The following is a 21,045-nucleotide window of genomic DNA, read 5'->3' on the forward strand; positions in this document are numbered from 1 at the left end:
GGCTCGCCCTCGTGAATGAATAAAACAATCACCAACAGAAGAACGATAAGAGGAAAAAGAGCAAAACGGGTAAACAGTCCAAAAACTAAGAAAAGCGTGCAAACTAACTCGCAAAAAACAGTAAAGGAATAACTAAACGTTGAACCCAAATTAAATGGATCAGGCCATTCAGCACTGTCCTTTGCAAAATTGTTAAATTTTGACCAGCCGTGAAATAACATTAAAGCACAGTTGAACCGCAAAAATAGCAGGCCTATATTATACGACCAGGCCTTTGGTAATGCAACCTTTTTTAAAAATCGTTTACTTTTAAATAAAATCATAATTAGTATTATTTGAAATTTGTTGACTTCCCCTTAACAGAATTTAGATTCTTACAGTATTTTTTTTAGTAAATGGTATAAACTACAATATATAACGTTCCTTAGCTAGGCTTTAAAAATTTCATGCAAAAGATCCGTAGGTGCATTCAAACGGCCCTACACACTTAAATTGATGAACTGAAAATAATTTTTAATGTTGAGAACCGCTTTCCGCAATTCGTTTTCTAATTCGTGTTAATGATTGCCGCTTAATACCAAGAGATGTGCATAAGTTAGATAGGGATACTCGATCAATCAAATCAGGATACTCTTTTAAAAATTTCAAATAGCGCTCTTCGGCTGTCTCAAAAAGGAAACTCTCAATACGCTTTTGCAGTATCTTTAAAACCTCCTCGGCAACCAATCTGCCATATCTTTCCAAAATCGGAAACTTTTCGTAACCTCCTTGTATATGCTCATAGGGTATGTTAACTATGATGCTTGGCTCAATACACTGAAAGTAATAATTACTTGGGTTCTGAGTAATAAAGGCAGAAAAATGTGTTGCAAACTCGTTTTCACGTATGAATTTAACTGAAATTTGATTGCCATTGTTATCTATGTAGAAACCGCGTAGTAGTCCGGAATAAACAAATCCAATATGTCTTTGAACACTGTTTGCATCTATATAGATCTGCTTGGCTTTTAATTTAGAAATTGTTAAGCCACTTTCAATATAGTTCAATTCATTAGCTGTTACTTCTGGGCAAAGCGCCTTCACTGAATGCAAATAGGCTTGAATAGCTTCGGTCATTTATAAATAGTATTATATTACAATGTATTTAATTTAATTAAGATCATTTGTTGCTGGAAAGCAAAACATTCATGAACATGATTGATTTCTGTTTGAGCTTCTCTACACTTTAAAATAAATTCCAACATTATTTTGCCAGTATCTTTTTCGTGATTATTCCTCCATCAGTAATGACTTTGATGATATATGTTCCTGTGGCTACGTTACCAACTTGGAGCTTTATATTAGACTGATCTTGGTCGTCTAGCTGCCACTCGGTTATTTGCTGTCCTAACAGATTATACATGGATACAGACTTAACAATCACTTCTTGAAGTACATTTTTAATGGTAATAACATTACTGGTCTGCGCATGTGTTATCGAAACACCATAAAGACCCTCATTTTCACCAACTCCAAGTGAAGAACCATCAGTAAAACGTAGTGAGAAACGTGAGTCATAAGTTCCTGAAGGTAAATAAACCTGATACGATTGAGATTTAATGCTGTTGTATGTATCCGATTCATTATCGTAGATAAAAATATCCTGACCCTCATCAAAGTTTTCTTTATTATCAACTACAAATGTCACTAATCCCGATGTTGCATTTTTAACACCAAGGGGATAGATAGCATTGACATTAAAAAATCCTTCGCCACTAATATTGAGTTTTTCAGTGCCATTAATAAAATACATATCGTTAGAAAGTGTTTCTATGCTAATACCATCATATCCATTATCGTATCCTGAAGTAGCGTGCTCATTCATAAAACCGAGTAAGATTTGGCGGTGTAGGTTATCTGTCGCATTGAATCCCAATCGAATTTTCATGAATTGTTGTTGCTCAAAATCATCCTGCGAATTATTCATTAATGGGTCAACATTGTCTGCACTTGCTCGATTTATAGTTTTAAACAAAGTAAAAGAATTAACAGTATCGTCCTCCTTGATAAACAATCTTTGCGCATTGTTAAAGGTTATTGTACCTCCACTTGTTGATCCCGTAACAAAAAAACCTTGACCTACCGGTATAAATCGCTTAGCCACCTTACTACTAGATCCTAATCCACTAATACCGGAAGGGGCAACCGGAGGCGTACCGCCAGTTTTGGTATATGTTCCATATCCTCCTTGATATTGTATCGTATAATGGGACGAATTGGTAGGATAGTGCTCCCAAAAGTATAGCGTTCCTATTAGACTGGAAGCGTTGTCATCTATGAACTTATCGGCATCAATAGCAGATGCATAGGGATTACCACAAAGATTAAGGTTACCAGGACCAACAATTGACGTAATCGTGCCACTATTAGGCTTTCCAACAAAAGTAAAGTTTTGGTTTAAAGTGGAACTTCCGCTACCCTTCAAAGTGTAACCTTGACCTGCCAATAAAGTTCCATTCTGACCTACAGGTGACCAGTTTGCATAGGAATTCGTCGAATTTTGGAATTTATAAATCCAATAACTACTCAAGGTTAAAGGAACTGTAGGTGAACCATTAACGCCTGTTGTCCATGATAGATTCTGAGGCAAATTTGTAGTTCCGTCTTTCATTACACCTGCTACAGTAAACCCATGATTAATAGTACTATTATTAATTGAACTCACAGGGGAAGACCAATAATTGTAATTGAACTTATTGGATTGACCTTGTTGATCTCTTTCTAACGATCCTGCACTTGTTGCATCAAGTTCAGACTGAGCAGTCTGCACCAATTGTGATTTTCCAACTAAATCAATCTTACCATCTAATTTTAAGTACCAATCATTCTGTAATTTTGTATCGTTGGTCATATTCACGGTCACTCCTGGATCAACAAACATACCCAAATCAATACTATTAGCAGTTTCTGTAATGTTGTGCTTTACTTGTATTATAGAAAAATCATAATCCATAACATCTAATCCTCTTATGTCTTTAGTAGGGTCATCAACTGCCGAAGCAAAAGTACCAGTCCGCACTGTGGTGAATGGCATTGGTGCTTCTTGAACAGCAATTACTTTGTGATTATACATTTTCATCCCAGTTCCAATGTCTACTGTACTTGTAGTTAGATCATCAATGATATCATCTTTGTAAGTATCCATTCTGTAATAGCGAATCAAATTGGCAAATGGAAGTGAACCAATATCTTTAGGTACAATTGTTCCGCGTACTTGAGACGAACTATTTTGTATCTCTTGATACATCATTCTTTGTATCTGGGTTGAAGTAAGAGTGGTATTAAAGACACGAACTTCATCTATTTTCCCTTTAAAATAATTGGTAGCACTTAACGGATTTTTACCCAATGTGAGTTTACTTGTATCAGACCCTACACTTCCCGTAACTGCTTGTGTGGCTACTAAATTTCCATTCAGATATAAAGACAGTGAACCTCCACCAAAAGTTGCAGCAACGTGATACCACTGTGAGGTATTCAGAGCAGTACTAAAAGTTAAAGTGGTTCCATTAACTATGACTTGTAAATTTTTAGAATTATTAACTCGCAGTTGGAACTTGTCTTGACCCACTACCACACCTGTTGTAGTAAAAGTTGTATTCAAATCTATCCAAGCCATCAACGTTGCTTGGGATAATCCACCTAATAATGAAACATTTTCTGCATAATCATTTCTACCATCAAAATCTAAATAAAGTTTGCGATTCAAATCTCTTGGAGAACCTTTAACGGTATCATTCGTATCAAAAACATCTAAAATTCCATCGCTATCTGAATCACCTGAGCCATCTATTATTCCATCTCCATTAGTATCGAAACTAGCATACAATCCAGTTTGAATGTCTTTGACACCATCATTATTTGAATCCAACTGTATGTAATCCGATACACCATTGGAATCGGTATCTTGAGCATACGCTCTAAAAGTTGTTCCAAAAACAGTTGCGTTATCAAAAGAATCTAGCAACCCGTCAGCATCGACATCCAATCCATCTCCTTTACCATCTCCATTAATATCACCGTCACCATTGAGAAGACTTGCCTCGTCAACATCCCAGAAGGAATCATTATCGCTGTCCAAATCTAAATAATTTGGTATTCCATCACTATCGGTATCAATTAGACTGTATGTTGAAGCGCTGATTAAACTATCAATTGCATCATTAATCCCATTGGAATTAAAATCAGCCCAAGTAGCAACACTTGTTAAATTCATGGTAGAGGTATTTGAACTGTATTGTTTAAATCCAGCTTCTTCAATATCAGGAATTCCATCATTATCAGAATCCAAATCTAAATTATCGGTAACTCCATCATCATCTGAATCTTTACAACTTTGATTAATAATAATTTGAATATCGTCAATAAAGTTCCCAAAGTTCACACCACCAGTTGAAGAAATCGGAGTAAAAGCAATAACCAGAGAAGTCTGACCGGTAGGAATAGTATAAGTACCCGTGTAAGCTCCCCAACCAGTTATCCCATCTGACATCGTCGCGATTGTTGTTACAGAACCAATAGTAGCTCCAACACGAACTGCTGCTACATCAATACCCGCTCTACCTCTGTGTTTAACACTCCAATTTATAGTACCTCCAGCTCCATTCAAACAAAATGTTTGATAAATAGTACCCGCATTTAATTTTACAAATTGATTCCCAGTAGCTGCAGGCACACCATTAAAGCCTGTGCTCCAAATTTCTAATGTACTTTCAACGGTATTCAACCACCCAGACGTATTTGCTAATGGCACAGAACTAGAAGTATTGGGTGATAAAACTGGAGATTCAAAATTACCGTTCATAAACGCAGCATTAGAACAAATTCCACACTCTAAAACATCTGTAATTCCATCATTATCATCGTCTCCATCGAATGCAGAATCCACACCATCACCATCTATATCAACCTTTACAGTTATTGTTCCTGTAGCAGTAGCCGAACCACAGGCACTAAGTAGTGAAATACTATAATTAAATACGCCTGAAACAGTAGGTGTACCCGAAATAGTAATGGTATTACTTGACCAAGTAGCAATAACACCTGGTGGCAATCCTGATGCTGGAGCAATACCTGTTGCACCTGTTGTAACGTGTGTAATGGGTGTTATTGAAGTATTGATATTCACAGAAGGTGTTGACGAAGCAGTTCCAACTGTTGGTGTTGGTAAAATAGCTACTGTAATTATACTACTATTCGCTATTGAGGTAGTCGTGCAAAGAGCAGTGCTAGTCATTACTACTTCTACAGTTTGTCCGTTGACAAGTGAATTGGTTGTGTAAGTATTTGAATTAGAATTTTGAACAGAAACTCCATTAATTCTAAAGTTATAAGTTGGTGATACTCCACCATTGGTTGGTGTTGCTGTAAATGTAACTGTATTACCAGAACATATACCGCTTGAAGGGCTTTGCGATAAAACTACACTTGGTGTTACCGTAGTAATAACATTCATCAACACAGCGTTTGAACTTGCTGTTGGATTTCCGCAAGAACTACCGGTTACTGATATACTGCAACTGAAACTATTTCCATTACTAATAGTACTAGTAGTATATGTATTCGATGAACCTGATTGAACTACGACACTATTTCTCCTAAAAGTATATGTAATTGTACCCCCTCCAGTATTAATTGCATTAGCTGTAAAAGTAACACTAGTCCCAGAACAAATTGTTGTTGCACTTGGAGAGATACTCACAGATGTATTTAAGGCATTTATTGAAATAGGGTTTGACGTAATTGATACAACATTAGAACAAACTCCACCACTAACATTCAATATACAAACAAATACATCACCATTTGAGTAAGTGGTTGTAGAATACGTGTTGGATGAACTGCTTTGGACTGTGACACCGTTACGTTGGAAAACATAAGTTATAGTGCCTACCCCAGATGTATTGGAAGCGGTTGCAGTAAATACAACATTAGCTCCAGTACAAAGTGTTGTTCCAGATGAAGTTAAAACTATACTCGGACTAGTAACATTAAAATTAAGTGTATTAGAACTTGCAACACTTGAAGTTAAACAGGTACCACCAGAAACAGAAATATTACATTTTATATTTGAACCATTAACAATACCTGAACTTGTATAACTATTTGAAGTACCACTTTGAACTATTGCGCCATTGTTTAAAAAAGTATACGTAACCGTTCCACCACCCGTATTTAAAGCGGTTGCTGTTATAGTTGCCGAATTTCCTGAACAAAAAGATGTTGAAGTTGAAGTAATGCTAACAGTTGGAGTACTATTAGATGAAATAGTTAAAGTAATTGTATTTGATGTTGCGGAATTTGTAGACAAACAGGTGCCTGATTGCACTGAAATATCACAACTCACTTGTACTCCATTTGTAGGGTTTACAAGTGTATATGAATTAATAGTCCCATTTTGAACACTAACCCCATTCACACGGAAATTATAGGATACTACACCTCCACCAGTATTACTCGCTGTAGCAGTAAATGTAGCAGGTATTCCGTTACAATTTGAGGTTGAAGGTGTATTCAAAACAACTGTAGGAGTAGCAATTGGATTGACACTCATTGTAATTGTATTTGAGGTAGCTATTGTTTGAACCAAACAAGCACCACCACTAATGTTAATCTGACAAGTTACTGCATCACCCTGATTCAAACTAGATGTTGTAAAAGTTGATGAAGATCCACTTTGAACACTTACACCATTCACCCTGAATGTATAGGTTATTACTCCTCCACCTGTTTGGTTAGCAGTAGCAGTAAAGGTTGTACTAGTTCCAAAACAAATAGAAGCAGCACTTGAAGTTAATGTAACAGTAGGTGTAAAATTGTTTACCGTAATCATTGAAACTGCATTGCTACTACAAGTACCATTGGTAACCGTATAGGTAATTGTAACGTTTCCAGTGGCCAAAGTGGTAACTAATCCAGTTGCATTTACAGTAGCTATACTCAGATTACTACTCGTCCAAGTTCCTCCAGGAGTCGCACTTGTTAATTGAGTGGAACTACCTAAACAAACGTTGGTATTTCCAGTGATGGGGGCAACAATAGGATTTCCACTTGATAAAACGGTAACTAAATTTGATTGATAGGTAGCTGTATCACAGCCTGAAGCATCAGGAGTTACAACACAGCTTACCACATCATTAAGTTGCAAATTAGTATTGACATACGTAGTTGTACTAGTTCCCACATTAGCACCATTCACCTTCCATTGATAAGTTGGTGAAGCACCGACATTAGTAGCCGTAACGGTAAAGGTGCCTGCATTAGTATTCACTACTTTGGCATTCGTAATTGTTCCATTCACACTATTTATCGAGACATCTACAAGTAGGGGTAATGTTGGAGTTATTGTACTTGTATAGAAAACAACATTATTTCTGTAATAACGAACCACATTACTTTCTACTGCAACTCTAAAACGATCACCGGAATTATAAGAACCGAAACTACCTCTAAAAGATCCTGATTCATAAACTTGATAAACGCCATTATTAATAAGATAGATAGCAAATTGAATGGTATTGAAACTTGAATTAACGTTTGATGAACTTAAACCACACATTCGGGACGTATTAGTTTCTGATGCAGTAAACTCTATATAGCCGTTATTACCAACAGTATTGTAGGAAGCAGCACCACCATTCCAGTTACCATTAGACTGTGTTTTCAGTAAACTATTCCCTGTAGCACTCACATTCTGTAAAGAAGCTGTATTCCAAACTACATCCTCAGAAACTACATTAGGACAGGTTCCTGTAGCAACTGTTCCACGAACTACGATATCTGAACCAGTCAAATTGGCAATCGCCTTGTTTACAATTGAATTTGATGCAATATTGCCAGATGCAGAACACCCACTAACACTAGGTGTAAGGATGCAAGTAACTATATCATCAGGAGCAATTGATGTATTGGAATACACCGCACTATTACTACCTACATTAACCCCATTTAATTTCCATTGAAATGAAGGAGTTGTACCAGCATTAGTAGCAAAAGCACTAAATACCCCAGAGTAATAATTTGATATTTTCGCATTAGTAATAGTACCATTAACAGAATTAATCGAAACATCAACTAGTAATGGTAATGTTGGCACAATCGTACTGGTGTAGATCAAAATATTATTTCGGTAATATTTTACCACGTTACTCTCGATAGAAATTTTAAACAAATCACCTGTTGCATAAGCCCCAAAACCTCCTCTGAATGAGCCTGATTCATAAACTTCACAAGTGCCATTACTACGTAAATACCAGGCAAATTGAATTGTGTTAAAATTAGAATTAACATCTGTACTACTCAATCCTACCATTCTATCTGCATTTATTTCTGAGACAGCAAACTGGAAAAAACCATTGTTTTTAACTGTATTCCAAGAAGCTGCTCCTCCATTCCAACTACCGTTAGATTGAATCTTTATCAAGTTATTACCACTCGCAGAAACATTTGTTAATGAAGAGGTCTGCCATACTACATTCTCCTCAGCAGTTCTACAAGCAGCTGTATCTGCATTGGCTTGAATGTAAAACTCTATAGGGGTTTGGCCAATAAAGTTATTGGATATAGCATTTGATAACACTGGAGTCACACCTGCACATCCACTTATTGATGGCGTTAATAGACAAGTAACTACATCATTATTGCTTAATGACGTATTGGTATAAGTAGCGGTACCTGTACCCACGTTCACACCATTCAATTTCCATTGAAAAAATGGATTAACTCCGGCATTAGTAGCGGTGGCCGTAAAAGTTCCGTTATTGAAATTAGATACAATCGCATTGGTAACCGTACCATTAACACTGTTTATTGAAACATCTACAAGTAAGGGTAAAACTGGCGTGATTGTACTAATATAAAGCAATGAATTGTTTAAATAATATTTAACTACACCAGATTCAACAGCAATTTTAAAAACCGAATTGTTAGTATAAGCCCCAAATGTTCCACGACTTGTTCCAGACTCAAAAACTTCACACACACCATCTCCTCTAAGGTACCATGCATATTGAATTGTGTTAAAGTTAGAATTAACATTGGTTGTACTTAAACCGACCATTCGAAATGTGTTAACTTCAGTGGCCGTAAACTCTAAATAACCATTATCATTAACTCTATTATAGGAAGCTGCGCCACCATTCCAATTACCATTAGACTGTATTTTTACTAAACTATTCCCATTAGCTAAAACATTTGTAATATCGGAGACTTTCCAAACCACATTTTCAGAAGATATTATACATCCCGTTGTTACAGCGCTCCCTTGTATATAAAATTCGATACCTACTGGTGTACTTATTTGTTGATTTAAAATTACATTGGATTCTATCTGAGCATTAAAACACCCTGATAAATCTGGTGTCAAAAGACAAGACACCACATCACCACTACCTAACGAAGTATTGGTGTAAGTAGAACTATTTACACCAACACTAACCCCATTTAAATACCATTGATAACTCGGGGCAGAGCCAGCATTTGTAGCACTTGCGGTAAACACCCCATCATTGTAGTTGGTAACTTTAGCATCTGTAATTGTTCCCCCTACAGAATTTATGGAAACATCAACCAAAAGTGGTAAACTAGGAACAATCAGTGAGGTATAACGCAAAATATCATTCACATAATATTTCACGACCATCTCCTCTACACTAATTTTAAAAACATCACCAGATACATAAGATCCAAAATTACCTCGAAAATTACCTGATTCATAAATCTCACAAGTACCATTACTTCTTAGATACCATGCATACTGTATGGTATTAAAGTTAGAATTAACATTGGTTGTACTTAAACCAGCCATTCGATCAGTATTTACTTCTGAAACTCTAAACTCAAAAGAACCATTATTGGCAATCAAATTTCTTGAAGCAGCTCCGCCATTCCAGTTGCCATTTGACTGAATTTTCATTAAACTATTATTGGTAGCAGTTACATTCAACAATGAAGAAGTCAACCATCGAACGTCTTCTTTAGCAACGTTACACCCTGTTGTAGCAGGGGTTCCTTGAATAATAAATTCTATAGAAGCAGGGGTTCCAACTTGTACTGTTGTAATGGCATTAGAAGGATAATTTGTTGTACTACAACCACCAAAATCAGGCGTTAAAAGACAACTAACAACATCACCACTAGTCAAAAACGGATTGGAATATGTGTTACTATTAGTGCCAACATTTGAACCATTTAACAACCACTGATACGACGGATTAGCACCAGCACCACTTGAAAAAGCTGTAAAAGTTGAATTACTTAAATTAGATACTAAAGCATTCGAAATAGTACCCAAAACAGAATTTATAGAAACATCCACTATTAGCGGTAATATTGGGGCAATAGCACTAGAATATACTAAAGTTCCATTTAAAAAATACTTAACCACACCAGCTTCAACTGCAATTCTAAATATTGAATTAGCGGTATAGGTACTAAAAGAACCTCGAAAATTACCTGATTCATAAATCTCACAAGTACCATTACTTCTTAGATACCATGCATACTGTATGGTATTAAAGTTAGAATTAACATTGGTTGTACTTAAACCAGCCATTCGATCCGTATTTATCTCTGTAGCTGTAAATTGAAAATAGCCATTATCAGATACCGTATTCCAAGAAGAAGCGCCACCATTCCAGTTACCATTAGACTGTATTTTTAACAGACTATTATTGTTGGCTTCAACATTTTGTAAATCTGATATCTTCCATTTTACTTGCTCTTCAACTGAATTACAGGCTGAAGTGGCAACACCTCCAGCAATATAAAAATCTAGGGTTACACCAGTACTGATAGATTTATTTGTTATGCTGTTAGACAAATATGGTGTAACTGATGTACAACCTGCTATACTTGGAAGTAATGTACAAGAAATAACATCATTGTTAGACAATGCCGTATTGGTATATGTTGCGCTATTTGTCCCAACATTTATTCCATTCAATTTCCATTGAAAAATAGGTGAAACTCCTGCATTTGTAGCAGTAGCAGTAAAAACACCATTATTATAATTGGACACAATAGCATTAGTAACTGTACCATTAACACTATTTATTGAAACATCAACCAATAAAGGTAAACTGGGTGCGATTGTACTGATATAACGTAATACTCCATTTTGATAATACTTTACATCATTATCCTCAATTGTAATTTTAAATACATCATTACTAGCATAGGATCCATAAGTTCCTCGGTTTGTTCCAGATTCAAAAATTTCGCATATTCCGTCTCCACGTAAATACCAAGCATATTGAATGGTATTAAAATTAGTGTTAATGTTTGTAGTACTCAAACCTACCATACGAAACGAATTCGTTTCACTAGCTGTAAATTGAAAATAACCATTATTAGCAACGGTATTTAATGATGAAGCACCTCCATCCCAATTTCCATTTGACTGTATTTTACGTAAACTATTTCCTGATCCAGTTACTTGAACATTAAACAAATCCGTTATACGCCAACGCACCTCTTCTTCGGTTGTATTACAAGCAGATGTACCAACTGTTCCTTGAATATAAAAATCAATACTTGTAGGAGAAGTTAATTCTTTATTGGTAATTGAATTGGAAGTTAAAGTGTTAGTTCCACAACTTCCAGAAAAACTAACTTCACAAGTCAAAACATCATTATCAACTAATGAAGAATTGGTGTAAGATGGAGAATTGGTTCCCACATTAGTACCATTCAATTTCCATTGGTAAATCGGCGATGTACCAAGATTTATACCAGTAGCAGTAAAAGATCCTGTGAAATAATTGGATACAATGGCATTAGAAACAGTGCCGTTAATACTATTGATGGAGACATCAACTAGTAAAGGTAGATTTGGGGAAATAGTACTAATATAACGTAATATATTGTTTTGATAATATTTTACAACACCTGCCTCAACCGAAATTTTAAAAACATCTCCTGGTGCACAAGAGCCAAAATTACCTCTAGATGAACCTGACTCATAAATTTCACAAGTTCCATTGCTGCGTAAATACCAAGCATATTGAATGGTATTAAAATTTGAATTAGTATTGGTATTACTCAATCCAACCATTCGTTCAGTATTATTTTCTAAAGCTGTAAATTGAAAATAACCGTGATTAGAAACGGTATTCCAAGAAGATGCACCCCCATCCCAGTTACCATTGGAATTTATTTTGGTTAAATTATTACCAGTGGATTGAGTATTTACTAAATCTGATAATTTCCAAACTACTTGTTCATCGGCTGAACTACAAGCTGAACTTGCTGCAGCATTTTGAATGTAGAATTCAACCCCGGTTGGAACAAAAGGAATTGTAAAATAAGCACTTTGGTTACATTCTAAAGTTTGTCTATTAGTATTAGAAAGCGCCGATGGAAAAACCAAAACCTCACCAATATGCCCAGTAGTAAATCGACTTACTGTACCACCATTAAACCAAGCTCCAATAACAAAACGGTTTTGAAGTGTATAATTGGTTCCAGAAATAGACGCAGTGGGCAAAGCAGTTCCCTCTTTAAAACCAGAAACTGTCGTGCTATTTGCAACAAATGTAAAAATTCTATTAGTACCATTACCCGAAAGGGTATTATCTTGAACCAAGGCTCCACTTGGGTTTGCAGCAATCCCAAAGGTCAATGGCCTTCCAGTTAGATCAGGTCGGTCTTGAATGGCAAATCCTTGCGTAGTATTGTGATTATTATCTAATAGTGTTTGAATGGTTGCCTGACTAGTACCTGTTGTTGTCCATCTTGCCACTATATTGGCCGTATAACCGGTAAATCCAGTAGTTGGAAAAGATGTATGGGTTAAAAAACTTGAACCGGTAAAATAAACAGACGGAACTCCATTTTGTCGCTCAATCACCCCAGCATTGACAATTCTGGGTTGGCTCGCCATTGTACTTTGAGTAATATGCCGGTCAAACCCGCTCTGATCATACCATGTTTGAACAAATCCACTACCGGTTCCTACAAATGCTAACAAAGCAGTTTCATTTAAGAGTCCAGATGCTGTAAAACCAATATTCTGAGTAGCGTTATCACTACTTCTTCGAACTAATACAGCATTTCCTGTATAGCTACTACTTAACCTTCGTAAACTATATGCTCCAACAGTTGGTGTAGAAGAAGTTAATCCAAGTGTGTTTAGTGTATTCTGTGAATGAATCTCTTGCATAAAAAAGAGCGACAGCAAGAAAAACATAGGAATAACTATTCTAAAATTCTTTTCAAGAAAGCATTTAAAAGAAAAGTAAACTGATTTGTAGAGTAATTGTATTACCATAAATAATAACTTGTTGTATAGTTGTGAAATCAAATTTTGGCTAGTTTTTAACAAGAAAAACTCAATTACAAATGTCTGACATGATACAGACGTTTACATGACACATTTGTGTCATAAAAAAAAGGTAAAGACTTTATGAATATCGAACGACAATTACGACATTAAAAACTTTAAATTACCGGATTCATATTAATACAAATCAACACTATACAAAAAACCTCCTTTAATTACTTTACAATGATCAATGTAAAGGGTTTCAACTTAAAGTGAAAATTAAATTAGCCTAAAAGAGCATAATGTTTAAAGAGTAGATTATCTAAATGTATAAAATTATCATTCAACTTGAATTAATTCATAATGAAACACAAAATGATTTACATAACGAAAACAAACTTGAACAAATGAAACATTAAATGTAAATTATAAATTCAGCTTATATCGGTTACCTAGAGGTACAGAATAATTATCCAAGCAAACGGCATTGGATAAAATGTTAGTTATTTTTGATTTTGAAATTATATATGATCGATGAACTCTAATAAAATTGTGATCGGACACCTTTATTTCAATTTTTGAAAGAGGTTCTGAGCATAAAATTTCGCGATTTTGCAAAAATAATTTAGTGTAATTTCCAAAAGATTTAAAGTAATAAATAGAATTGATATCAAATCGCTTAATGTCTTTATCAACTTTAATTAGGAGGTATGGCAATTCTCCACTATCGGATTTAATTAACCTATCAGATTTTAAATTGTAAAAACACTTTTGTACAGCAATAACAAATCTTTCAAAAGAAAAAGGTTTCAAAAGATAGTCTATAACACCCAAATCATAGCCCGTTAAAGCATATTTATCATAAGCGGTTGTAAATACGACTAAGGGTTTGTTGTGTAATATTTTTAATAACTCAACCCCAGTCATGTCTGGCATTTCAATATCTAAAAAAATTATATCAATAGACTCTTTAGAAGTAATTTCAATTACTTGAATTGCATTGTAACACTCTGCAACTAATTTTAGACTTGGTATATTATCAATAAATTTTTTCAATATTTCTCTTGACGGTTTTTCGTCATCCACTACGATACATTTAAATGACATTTTTATGCTGTTTACATTAAGATTGTTAAAAAGGTATTTTCAAATAAACACTGAATAATTCAGATGTTGAATCAATAATCAATTGATGATTTGGAATTAACTTCTCAAGCCTTTTTTTTGTATTTGCAATTCCAATACCTGTTGATTGCAGAATTTTACTATTGGTATTATTTTTTGTGTTTTTAATTTCAAAACAAAGAAACGCTTGGTTAACCATAATAGTTATATCTATTTCTAATTTTTCATTATAGTTTGCTCCACCGTGTTTGAATGCATTCTCAATAAATGGTATTAAAAGCATAGGAGGTAAGGTTTGATCTTGTATTTGTACATTTTTAAAAAATGAAATTTTAATATGGTCAGAAAATCTAATTTTTTCAAAATTTAAATAATCTTCTATAAAGTTTAGCTCATCAGTAGCCAGTACTTTTTCTTTTTCTATACTTGTAAATATATACCGCATCATTGTACCTAGACTAACGATTAGATTTGGCAAAATAGTTGCATTTGTCATTGAGGCATTGTACAAGATGTTAAGCGTATTAAAAAAAAAATGTGGATTTAGGTGTTCTTTTAAAAGTTTTAACTCTATACTATCATGTAGTTCTTTTAATCGAATATTTTCTAAATACGTATTTCTATAAAAGTGTAAAAAGGAAGTAATTATCACAAATAATAGATTGAAAATAAAACTATTTATAAAGTTATTGCAAAATATACTTTCGGTATAGCTTATGATAGCTATGCTGATTAAAATCAGAATAAAATATAAAATATATTTTTTCCTTTTGTATAATGGTAGCAATAAGTATCTATTGGTATATACAGATAAACACAAGGAAATAAATAGAATTAACGAATTTCTGTAATAGTCAACCGGTAGAGGTTGATCAACAATTAAGCTTGGATATATTAATAAAGCCAATACCGAAAACCAAAAAAGTAAATGAAGCAATAAGCCTCTTTGAAAAATAGTAGTGTTAGCTATTTTCATTTGTTATTTGTAAAATTTTATTAATGAACTAGATATTTATTATTCATTCATAGTTACCCCAAAAATAAAGGATGTTTTTATCATTATCATATGACAAGACTTTTTTTGTCACTTTTTCATCATTTATTCATCATTTTGTATTGATTCTATTACCAATCACTTTTTTTTATCAATACGTTTGTGTCAAATAACATTAAATCATTTAATTATGAAAACAAAAATAACAATCCTAGTAACTTTTTTAATTGTTAATTTTTTAAACGCACAAAAAAATAATTTTTCAAAAAATATTGTTGGATTATGGAAGATATCAGAAAAATCAACAGAAGTTTATTTCTTTGATTTAGTAGAGAATTATAAAAAGTCAGATGCGGCATTAGTAGCTCAATTAGAAAGCCAAAAACAGTCATTGATTACATCATTCATTCCTGAAATTCGATATCAGTTTGACGAAGATTTTTCTTTAAACATTATTACGCCTCAAGGATCTCAAAAGGGAACTTGGCAAATTTCATCTGATCAAAAAGAATTATCCTTAGCATTTATCAGAACAACAAAATATAAAATAGAAATTCTAACTTCTTCTGTCTTTTCAATTACTACGGAATTTGGGAAAACTATTTCTTTTGAAAAAGTTAAAGAAGAAAAATCAAAATCAAACATTGATAAAGAATTAAATGATATTGATTTGACAGCCTCAAAAAAAGAAATACAAATTCTTATAGATGACTTCAAAAATGCCATTAAAAGTAAAGACTCAATTGCTTTAACAAATCTTTTTTACAATAAAAAAGTTGTATGGATTTCTGTTGCACATGACAAGTCTTTTGAATATGGAAAACGGTTAGATCCTAATGCGAAAGAAATAGAGCAGAGTGGAGCTTATGAGCTATTGAATGATCCGCAACTTAAAGATATTGGATTAGAAGAGAAATTTTATAACGTTAACATCTTTACTGATGGAAAGTTAGCTACTGTTGTTTTTGATTATAAGTTTATAATGGGTTCTACAACAACAAATTGGGGTGCAGAATCTTGGCAATTAGTAAAAACAGATAACACTTGGAAAATTTATAGTTTAATTTATACTTATAATTTTTTGAATATTAAACCACTTCCTGATAACATGAAAGAATAATTTCTTTGAAATTTAGTTTTTAATTTATGTTTAACCCGTTGGGTGAAATTAAATTAATTGATTTTTGATGTTATTTATTGGTCTATCAAAGATAAATTTGTTGATATATTGAACCAGAGTTAATGCTGTTTTTTTGGGTGTCGTTTTGGTCTAATGCCGTGAGGTATTCTTGGGTTTTGGCTTCGATATACGCTAAGTGTTTATCTATTTTCTTTTGGTTAAAGTTGGATTTCTTTCCGTTGTGTGCTCTGGATTTTGTACCATCAATTGCGATGATTTCGCCAGCTATGAGTTCGGCATCTTTTAAAAAGGATACAAACAGTTTGAAGAGTTGTTTTAGTGCTTTTGGGTTGTCTCTTCTAAAGTCGGCAATGCTATGATAATTAGGGCAAATAGCCTCTAAAAGCCATTGCAATTCAATATTGCGAAGACACTCTTTTTCTAATCGTCTCGAGGAACGAATACCGTTTAAATAACCATATAAATAGATTTTTAAAAATACCTTGGTATCAAAACTCGGGCGACCTTCGGTTTTTAAAACTCTGGGGGTAAATCCTATTTTCTCTAAATCGATAAGGTTAACGAAAGCATCTATAAATCGAACGGGATTCTCTTGACTGATGGTGTCTTCCAAACTCTGTAAACGAAGTTGATATCGGGAAATTCCTTGGATGTGTTGCATCTTTAAATATACAAAATAACTACACTCATTAGTAGGTTTTTTACTATATTTGATGATATAAACCGTGATGTTTTTTCACAGTCTGACGTTAGCGGTCAGGCTATGACGACATACTAAACATAAAAATGACATAGACTTTGAAAATTGAAAATTGAAAAATTAAATAACACATTCTTAAAAGCCCCAGTAGCCATTTATTTTTTACTGGGTATTATTGTTTTTAGTATTCGATTCTATTTTAACTTCTCTCAAGAATTAATTCCTGGAGTTAACGGTGGTTATTATCCTTTACAGGTAAGGTCTATTTTGACAAACGGACATTTAGGATTCTCTGATATGCCCTTGATTTTTTATTTTGACGCGTTTTTAATAAAGTTCATATCGCTTTTTGGTTTTTCTATTACAGACAGCCTGATATTGAGTGTCGTTAAAATAGTTGATAGTATTTCTATTCCACTTTTACTTTTACCTCTTTATAAAATCGTTCAATTCAGCAATCCTTTGCCTGTAAAATTATTTAAATTCAGCATCCTTGCTTTTTCGGTTCTCTCATTTTCACCTCTTATTCTCACTTCAGACCTACAAAAGAACGCCCTTGCAATTTTTTTTCTGTTCTGTTTTCTCGCATACTATCTATCCTTCCAAATCAATCGAAAGAAAGTTAACATCTTTTTGTCAATTGCTTTTTTAATTTTTATAGGGCTTACACATTTCGGAACATTTGTTTTTTCAATGTTTTTTTTATTTCTAATGGTTTTATATACATACAAGAAAAAAGCAATATTTCCAATATCAATTCTAATTACTATTAGCTTGGGTATTGTCTTCCTGTTTGATTTTTCTCGTTTCAACAGGTTGGTTTCATTTTGGACTGTGGTTTTTGAGAAGCCAGCCGTACTAAATGGGATGTTGTCACCACCCGACTTATTAATAATTTTATTTTCAATTTTTCTTGCAATAATTGGCATTATTACCCTAAAAACAAAAAGCAACAATTTTAAACCATTTCAAAAAACGATTTTGTTTGCTTCGATTGTTTGCTTAATTGCTCTCTCCTTTCCACTTCTTGACGGTGAATATTTTAAACGACTCAGTTTATTTTTATTCATTCCCCAAATACTTTTAATACTTCAAATATCTACGGTGTTTAACGTAAAGCAACTTAAAACAACAAGTATTTCCTTTGTCATATTTACTTTATTGTCAATAATTGCAGTATCTGGACATCCCAAAGAAACTGTTATTGATAAAATTGCATACGAAGAATTGAGAAAACTTAAATCTGTTATCAAAAATGATAATGAAACAATAATAATAGCTAGACACGGCCTTGAATGGTGGACAGCTTGGGCATTGCATACTAAGGTTGGACAAGACAAAGCTATAGACAGTGTCTTTTTTGAGAAATACAAAAATGTAATTTTTATTACTCAAATAAATGGTTTTAGTAAAGACATACAAAGAACGCCATTTCACGAACCAAACGTTCCTGAGAATTCAGAGATTATATTCTCATCAGAATATTTCAAAGTGTTTAAATTAAACAATAGACAATGACAAAAAAGCCCGAACCGCTAACAAGGGTAACTGTTGCACAACCTCAATAAAAAACTAAAATTTTAAAATATTTATAAAAAGTAACCTCTTTAGAAGCTATTTTAAGGAAGTTTGTTTTTTAGTTATAATTCAAAGTTGTAAAACTTGGAGTGCTTACAAACGAGTTTTTTAAGTCTAAAAAGACTGATTTTATAAAAGCCAAGTTCTTTCCTTGTTTTAGGGAAACAACTTGGGTTAAAATGGATGGTTTTTAAAACTCTGGGGGTAAATCCTATTTTCGCTAAGTCGATACTGTTGACAAAAGCATCTATAAAGCGAACAGGATTCTCTTGACTGATGGTGTCTTCCAAACTCTGTAAACGAAGTTGATAACGGGAAATTCCTTGGATGTGTTGCATCTTTAAATATACACCTTTTCTGTTTTTCTTACAAGTTTTTTGGTATATTTGTTAAAGAGATTGTGGAGGTTTTTTCACAGTCTGACGTTATAGCCAACCTTAAAACGACACTTGTCACACTTTTTAAGAACTGTAATCTAATTGGTATTACAAACCTTTAAAAAGTAAAAATTATGAGTAAAAAGTTGTTTCAAAGAAATCTTGGTCGGACCGACAGGATTATTCGACTGATTATTGGTGTCCTTGCTCTTGGAGCGTGGTACTTTGGTGCCGTTGCAGGGATAATTGCCATAGTAATTGGAGTAGCGGCTATTATGTTAATTGGCACTTCCGCTGCTGCAAGTTGCCCACTAAATTCTGTGGCCAACATCAACACGATGAGCCAGAAAGAAAGAGAAGAAAACGATGCTAAAGGAATTTCATACCAAAAAAAGTGATAGTAAAGCTATAGGACAAGAAAAGAAAATTATTCTAGGGAAAATTCTTGGGGTATTGTTTATTTTATAAGCCATACCCAAAACCATTGGTTTACAAATGGCGGTAGATAATTTCAATAAGTGGCTTTTGGGTGACGAGTGGCGATATTTAGTCGCTCTCGTAGAAATAGTCGCAGGTTTACTTATGTTTAGCAAATGGGAAAGATATGGCACTATAATCTTGCTTGGAATTATGCCTGCCGCAACATTAGTACATATTCAATTTCAAGAATGGGTTATGCTACCAATGCCGATTTTTTTGGGCTTCTACTTCTTTATTACGATAAAAAAAGCGTCCGTGACAAGTTAATAAACAGTGCCATCCAAAAATAGGAAAGCACTTAATAAATCATGAAATGCAGAATCCGTTTTCGTCAAATTATCGAGATAAATCAGATGACGAGCTTATTGATAGTGCAGTAAATGGCTCTGTGGCTGCCTTAGAAGCTTTAATCTACAGGCACCAACATTTTATCTATAACATAGCCTTAAAAATGATGGGCAATGTTCAGGATGCTCAAGATATTACGCAAGAAATTCTAATCAAAATAATTACCAAACTATCACAGTTCAAAAAGGAGAGCAACTTCAGAACTTGGTTATATCGGATTACTTTTAATCACTTTCTGCAAATGAAAAAGTCAATGTCAGAATTGGCAACTGAATCATTTGAAGTGGTTGAAAAGCAACTTGATTCGATTCCTAGTCAAGCCTTATCCCTATTGGAAGAATCCGAGATGAGAGATGAAATTGAAGAAACAAAACTAGCCTGTATGAATGGGATGTTGTTGTGTCTTGAACGTGACCAAAGATTGGTATTCATACTTGGCGAATTATTCAATGTTAATCATGATTTAGGAGCAAATCTGTTGAATATTTCAAAAGATAATTTTAGGCAGAAGTTGTCAAGGGCACGAAAAGATCTTTACAACTTTATGAATAAAAAATGCGGGCTTATAAGAAAGGATAATCCTTGCAGGTGTTCAAGCAAGACAAAGGGATTCATTCTAGCAGGAAAAGTTAATCCTGACAATTTACAATTTAACAAAGACTATCTTAAAACCATACAGGAAGTAATCGGACAAAAAAAGGATGAATATGATGATTTTGTAACTGAGAATTATGCCGTCATTTTCACTAAACATCCTTTTCAAGAAAAAGAACACAAACAAATCATATTTAACCGATTAATCAATAATGAATCATTGAGCAATATTTTTAGTCTTGGAGATAATGATAGCATGTCTAAACAATAAGTGCGAACTTTGACCAATATAAAAATGAAAGGCTGGCTATAATCGAGTAGACGGGCTCCGCCAGAAACTGACGGAGTGCGCCTCTCACACCTCCGAACCCTTCGACTTCGCTAAGGACTGGCCAAGCGGGTCTCGTA

General features: G+C 33.9%; 11 protein-coding genes and 1 pseudogene. 5 read left to right on the forward strand and 7 right to left on the reverse strand.

Annotated features, from left to right (window positions below):
• The 5 genes from IAI56_RS12495 to IAI56_RS12515 form a co-directional block, all read right to left on the reverse strand.
• A partial coding sequence (locus IAI56_RS12495; RefSeq protein WP_187658192.1) for a DoxX family protein occupies nt 1–323 on the reverse strand: 323 nt, incomplete at its 3' end.
• A 190-nt stretch (nt 324–513) separates the two neighbouring features.
• The gene (locus IAI56_RS12500) at nt 514–1,116 is read right to left on the reverse strand and encodes a Crp/Fnr family transcriptional regulator (protein WP_187658193.1); all 603 of its coding nucleotides are present in this window, start codon (nt 1,114–1,116) and stop codon (nt 514–516) included.
• Between the two features lie 127 nt (nt 1,117–1,243).
• A complete protein-coding gene (locus IAI56_RS12505) occupies nt 1,244–13,198 on the reverse strand; it encodes a LamG-like jellyroll fold domain-containing protein (protein WP_187658194.1) in 11,955 nt (3,984 codons plus the stop codon).
• 528 nt (nt 13,199–13,726) lie between these two features.
• Nucleotides 13,727–14,386, reverse strand: coding sequence for a LytR/AlgR family response regulator transcription factor (locus tag IAI56_RS12510; RefSeq protein WP_165764564.1), 660 nt, complete (start codon nt 14,384–14,386; stop codon nt 13,727–13,729).
• A 46-nt stretch (nt 14,387–14,432) separates the two neighbouring features.
• Complete coding sequence (locus IAI56_RS12515; protein ID WP_187658195.1) at nt 14,433–15,401, reverse strand: sensor histidine kinase; 969 nt, start codon at nt 15,399–15,401, stop codon at nt 14,433–14,435.
• 208 nt (nt 15,402–15,609) lie between these two features.
• On the opposite strand from IAI56_RS12515, the gene IAI56_RS12520 reads away from it, so the two are divergent.
• Complete coding sequence (locus IAI56_RS12520; protein ID WP_094411952.1) at nt 15,610–16,539, forward strand: hypothetical protein; 930 nt, start codon at nt 15,610–15,612, stop codon at nt 16,537–16,539.
• A gap of 367 nt (nt 16,540–16,906) precedes the next feature.
• Here IAI56_RS12520 and IAI56_RS16310 read toward each other — a convergent pair.
• Nucleotides 16,907–17,221: pseudogene (locus IAI56_RS16310) on the reverse strand (transposase); the annotation flags it as partial.
• A gap of 144 nt (nt 17,222–17,365) precedes the next feature.
• Here IAI56_RS16310 and IAI56_RS12535 point away from each other — a divergent pair.
• Complete coding sequence (locus IAI56_RS12535; RefSeq protein WP_187658196.1) at nt 17,366–18,778, forward strand: LTA synthase family protein; 1,413 nt, start codon at nt 17,366–17,368, stop codon at nt 18,776–18,778.
• Between the two features lie 122 nt (nt 18,779–18,900).
• On the opposite strand, the gene IAI56_RS12540 is transcribed toward IAI56_RS12535, so the two are convergent.
• Nucleotides 18,901–19,176, reverse strand: a complete 276-nt coding sequence (locus IAI56_RS12540; RefSeq protein ID WP_187658197.1) for a hypothetical protein — start codon at nt 19,174–19,176, stop codon at nt 18,901–18,903.
• 173 nt (nt 19,177–19,349) lie between these two features.
• Between IAI56_RS12540 and IAI56_RS12545 the strand changes: the two genes are divergently transcribed.
• The 3 genes from IAI56_RS12545 to IAI56_RS12555 all read left to right on the forward strand — a co-directional run bounded on the left by IAI56_RS12545 (nt 19,350) and on the right by IAI56_RS12555 (nt 20,908).
• Nucleotides 19,350–19,613 carry a YgaP family membrane protein gene (locus IAI56_RS12545; protein ID WP_094412380.1) on the forward strand — a complete coding sequence of 88 codons (264 nt, stop codon included), beginning with the start codon at nt 19,350–19,352 and terminating at the stop codon, nt 19,611–19,613.
• Between the two features lie 97 nt (nt 19,614–19,710).
• Entirely contained in the window at nt 19,711–19,962 is a 252-nt protein-coding gene (locus IAI56_RS12550; protein ID WP_187658198.1) for a DoxX family protein, read from the forward strand.
• A 46-nt stretch (nt 19,963–20,008) separates the two neighbouring features.
• A complete protein-coding gene (locus IAI56_RS12555; protein WP_187658199.1) occupies nt 20,009–20,908 on the forward strand; it encodes an RNA polymerase sigma factor in 900 nt (299 codons plus the stop codon).
• The last annotated feature ends 137 nt before the right edge of the window (nt 20,909–21,045 follow it).

The sequence above is a fragment of the Flavobacterium macrobrachii genome (assembly GCF_014486675.1).
Taxonomy (GTDB): domain Bacteria; phylum Bacteroidota; class Bacteroidia; order Flavobacteriales; family Flavobacteriaceae; genus Flavobacterium; species Flavobacterium macrobrachii.

Excerpts from the sequence above, each read along its gene's own strand:
- IAI56_RS12545 (WP_094412380.1), top strand. The coding sequence starts at position 19,350 with ATGAGTAAAAAGTTGTTTCAAAGAAATCTTGGTCGGACCGACAGGATT.
- IAI56_RS12500 (WP_187658193.1), bottom strand. The coding sequence starts at position 1,116 with ATGACCGAAGCTATTCAAGCCTATTTGCATTCAGTGAAGGCGCTTTGC.
- IAI56_RS12555 (WP_187658199.1), top strand. The coding sequence starts at position 20,009 with ATGCAGAATCCGTTTTCGTCAAATTATCGAGATAAATCAGATGACGAG.
- IAI56_RS12520 (WP_094411952.1), top strand. The coding sequence starts at position 15,610 with ATGAAAACAAAAATAACAATCCTAGTAACTTTTTTAATTGTTAATTTT.
- IAI56_RS12540 (WP_187658197.1), bottom strand. The coding sequence starts at position 19,176 with ATGCAACACATCCAAGGAATTTCCCGTTATCAACTTCGTTTACAGAGT.
- IAI56_RS12550 (WP_187658198.1), top strand. The coding sequence starts at position 19,711 with ATGGCGGTAGATAATTTCAATAAGTGGCTTTTGGGTGACGAGTGGCGA.
- IAI56_RS12515 (WP_187658195.1), bottom strand. The coding sequence starts at position 15,401 with ATGAAAATAGCTAACACTACTATTTTTCAAAGAGGCTTATTGCTTCAT.
- IAI56_RS12505 (WP_187658194.1), bottom strand. The coding sequence starts at position 13,198 with ATGCAAGAGATTCATTCACAGAATACACTAAACACACTTGGATTAACT.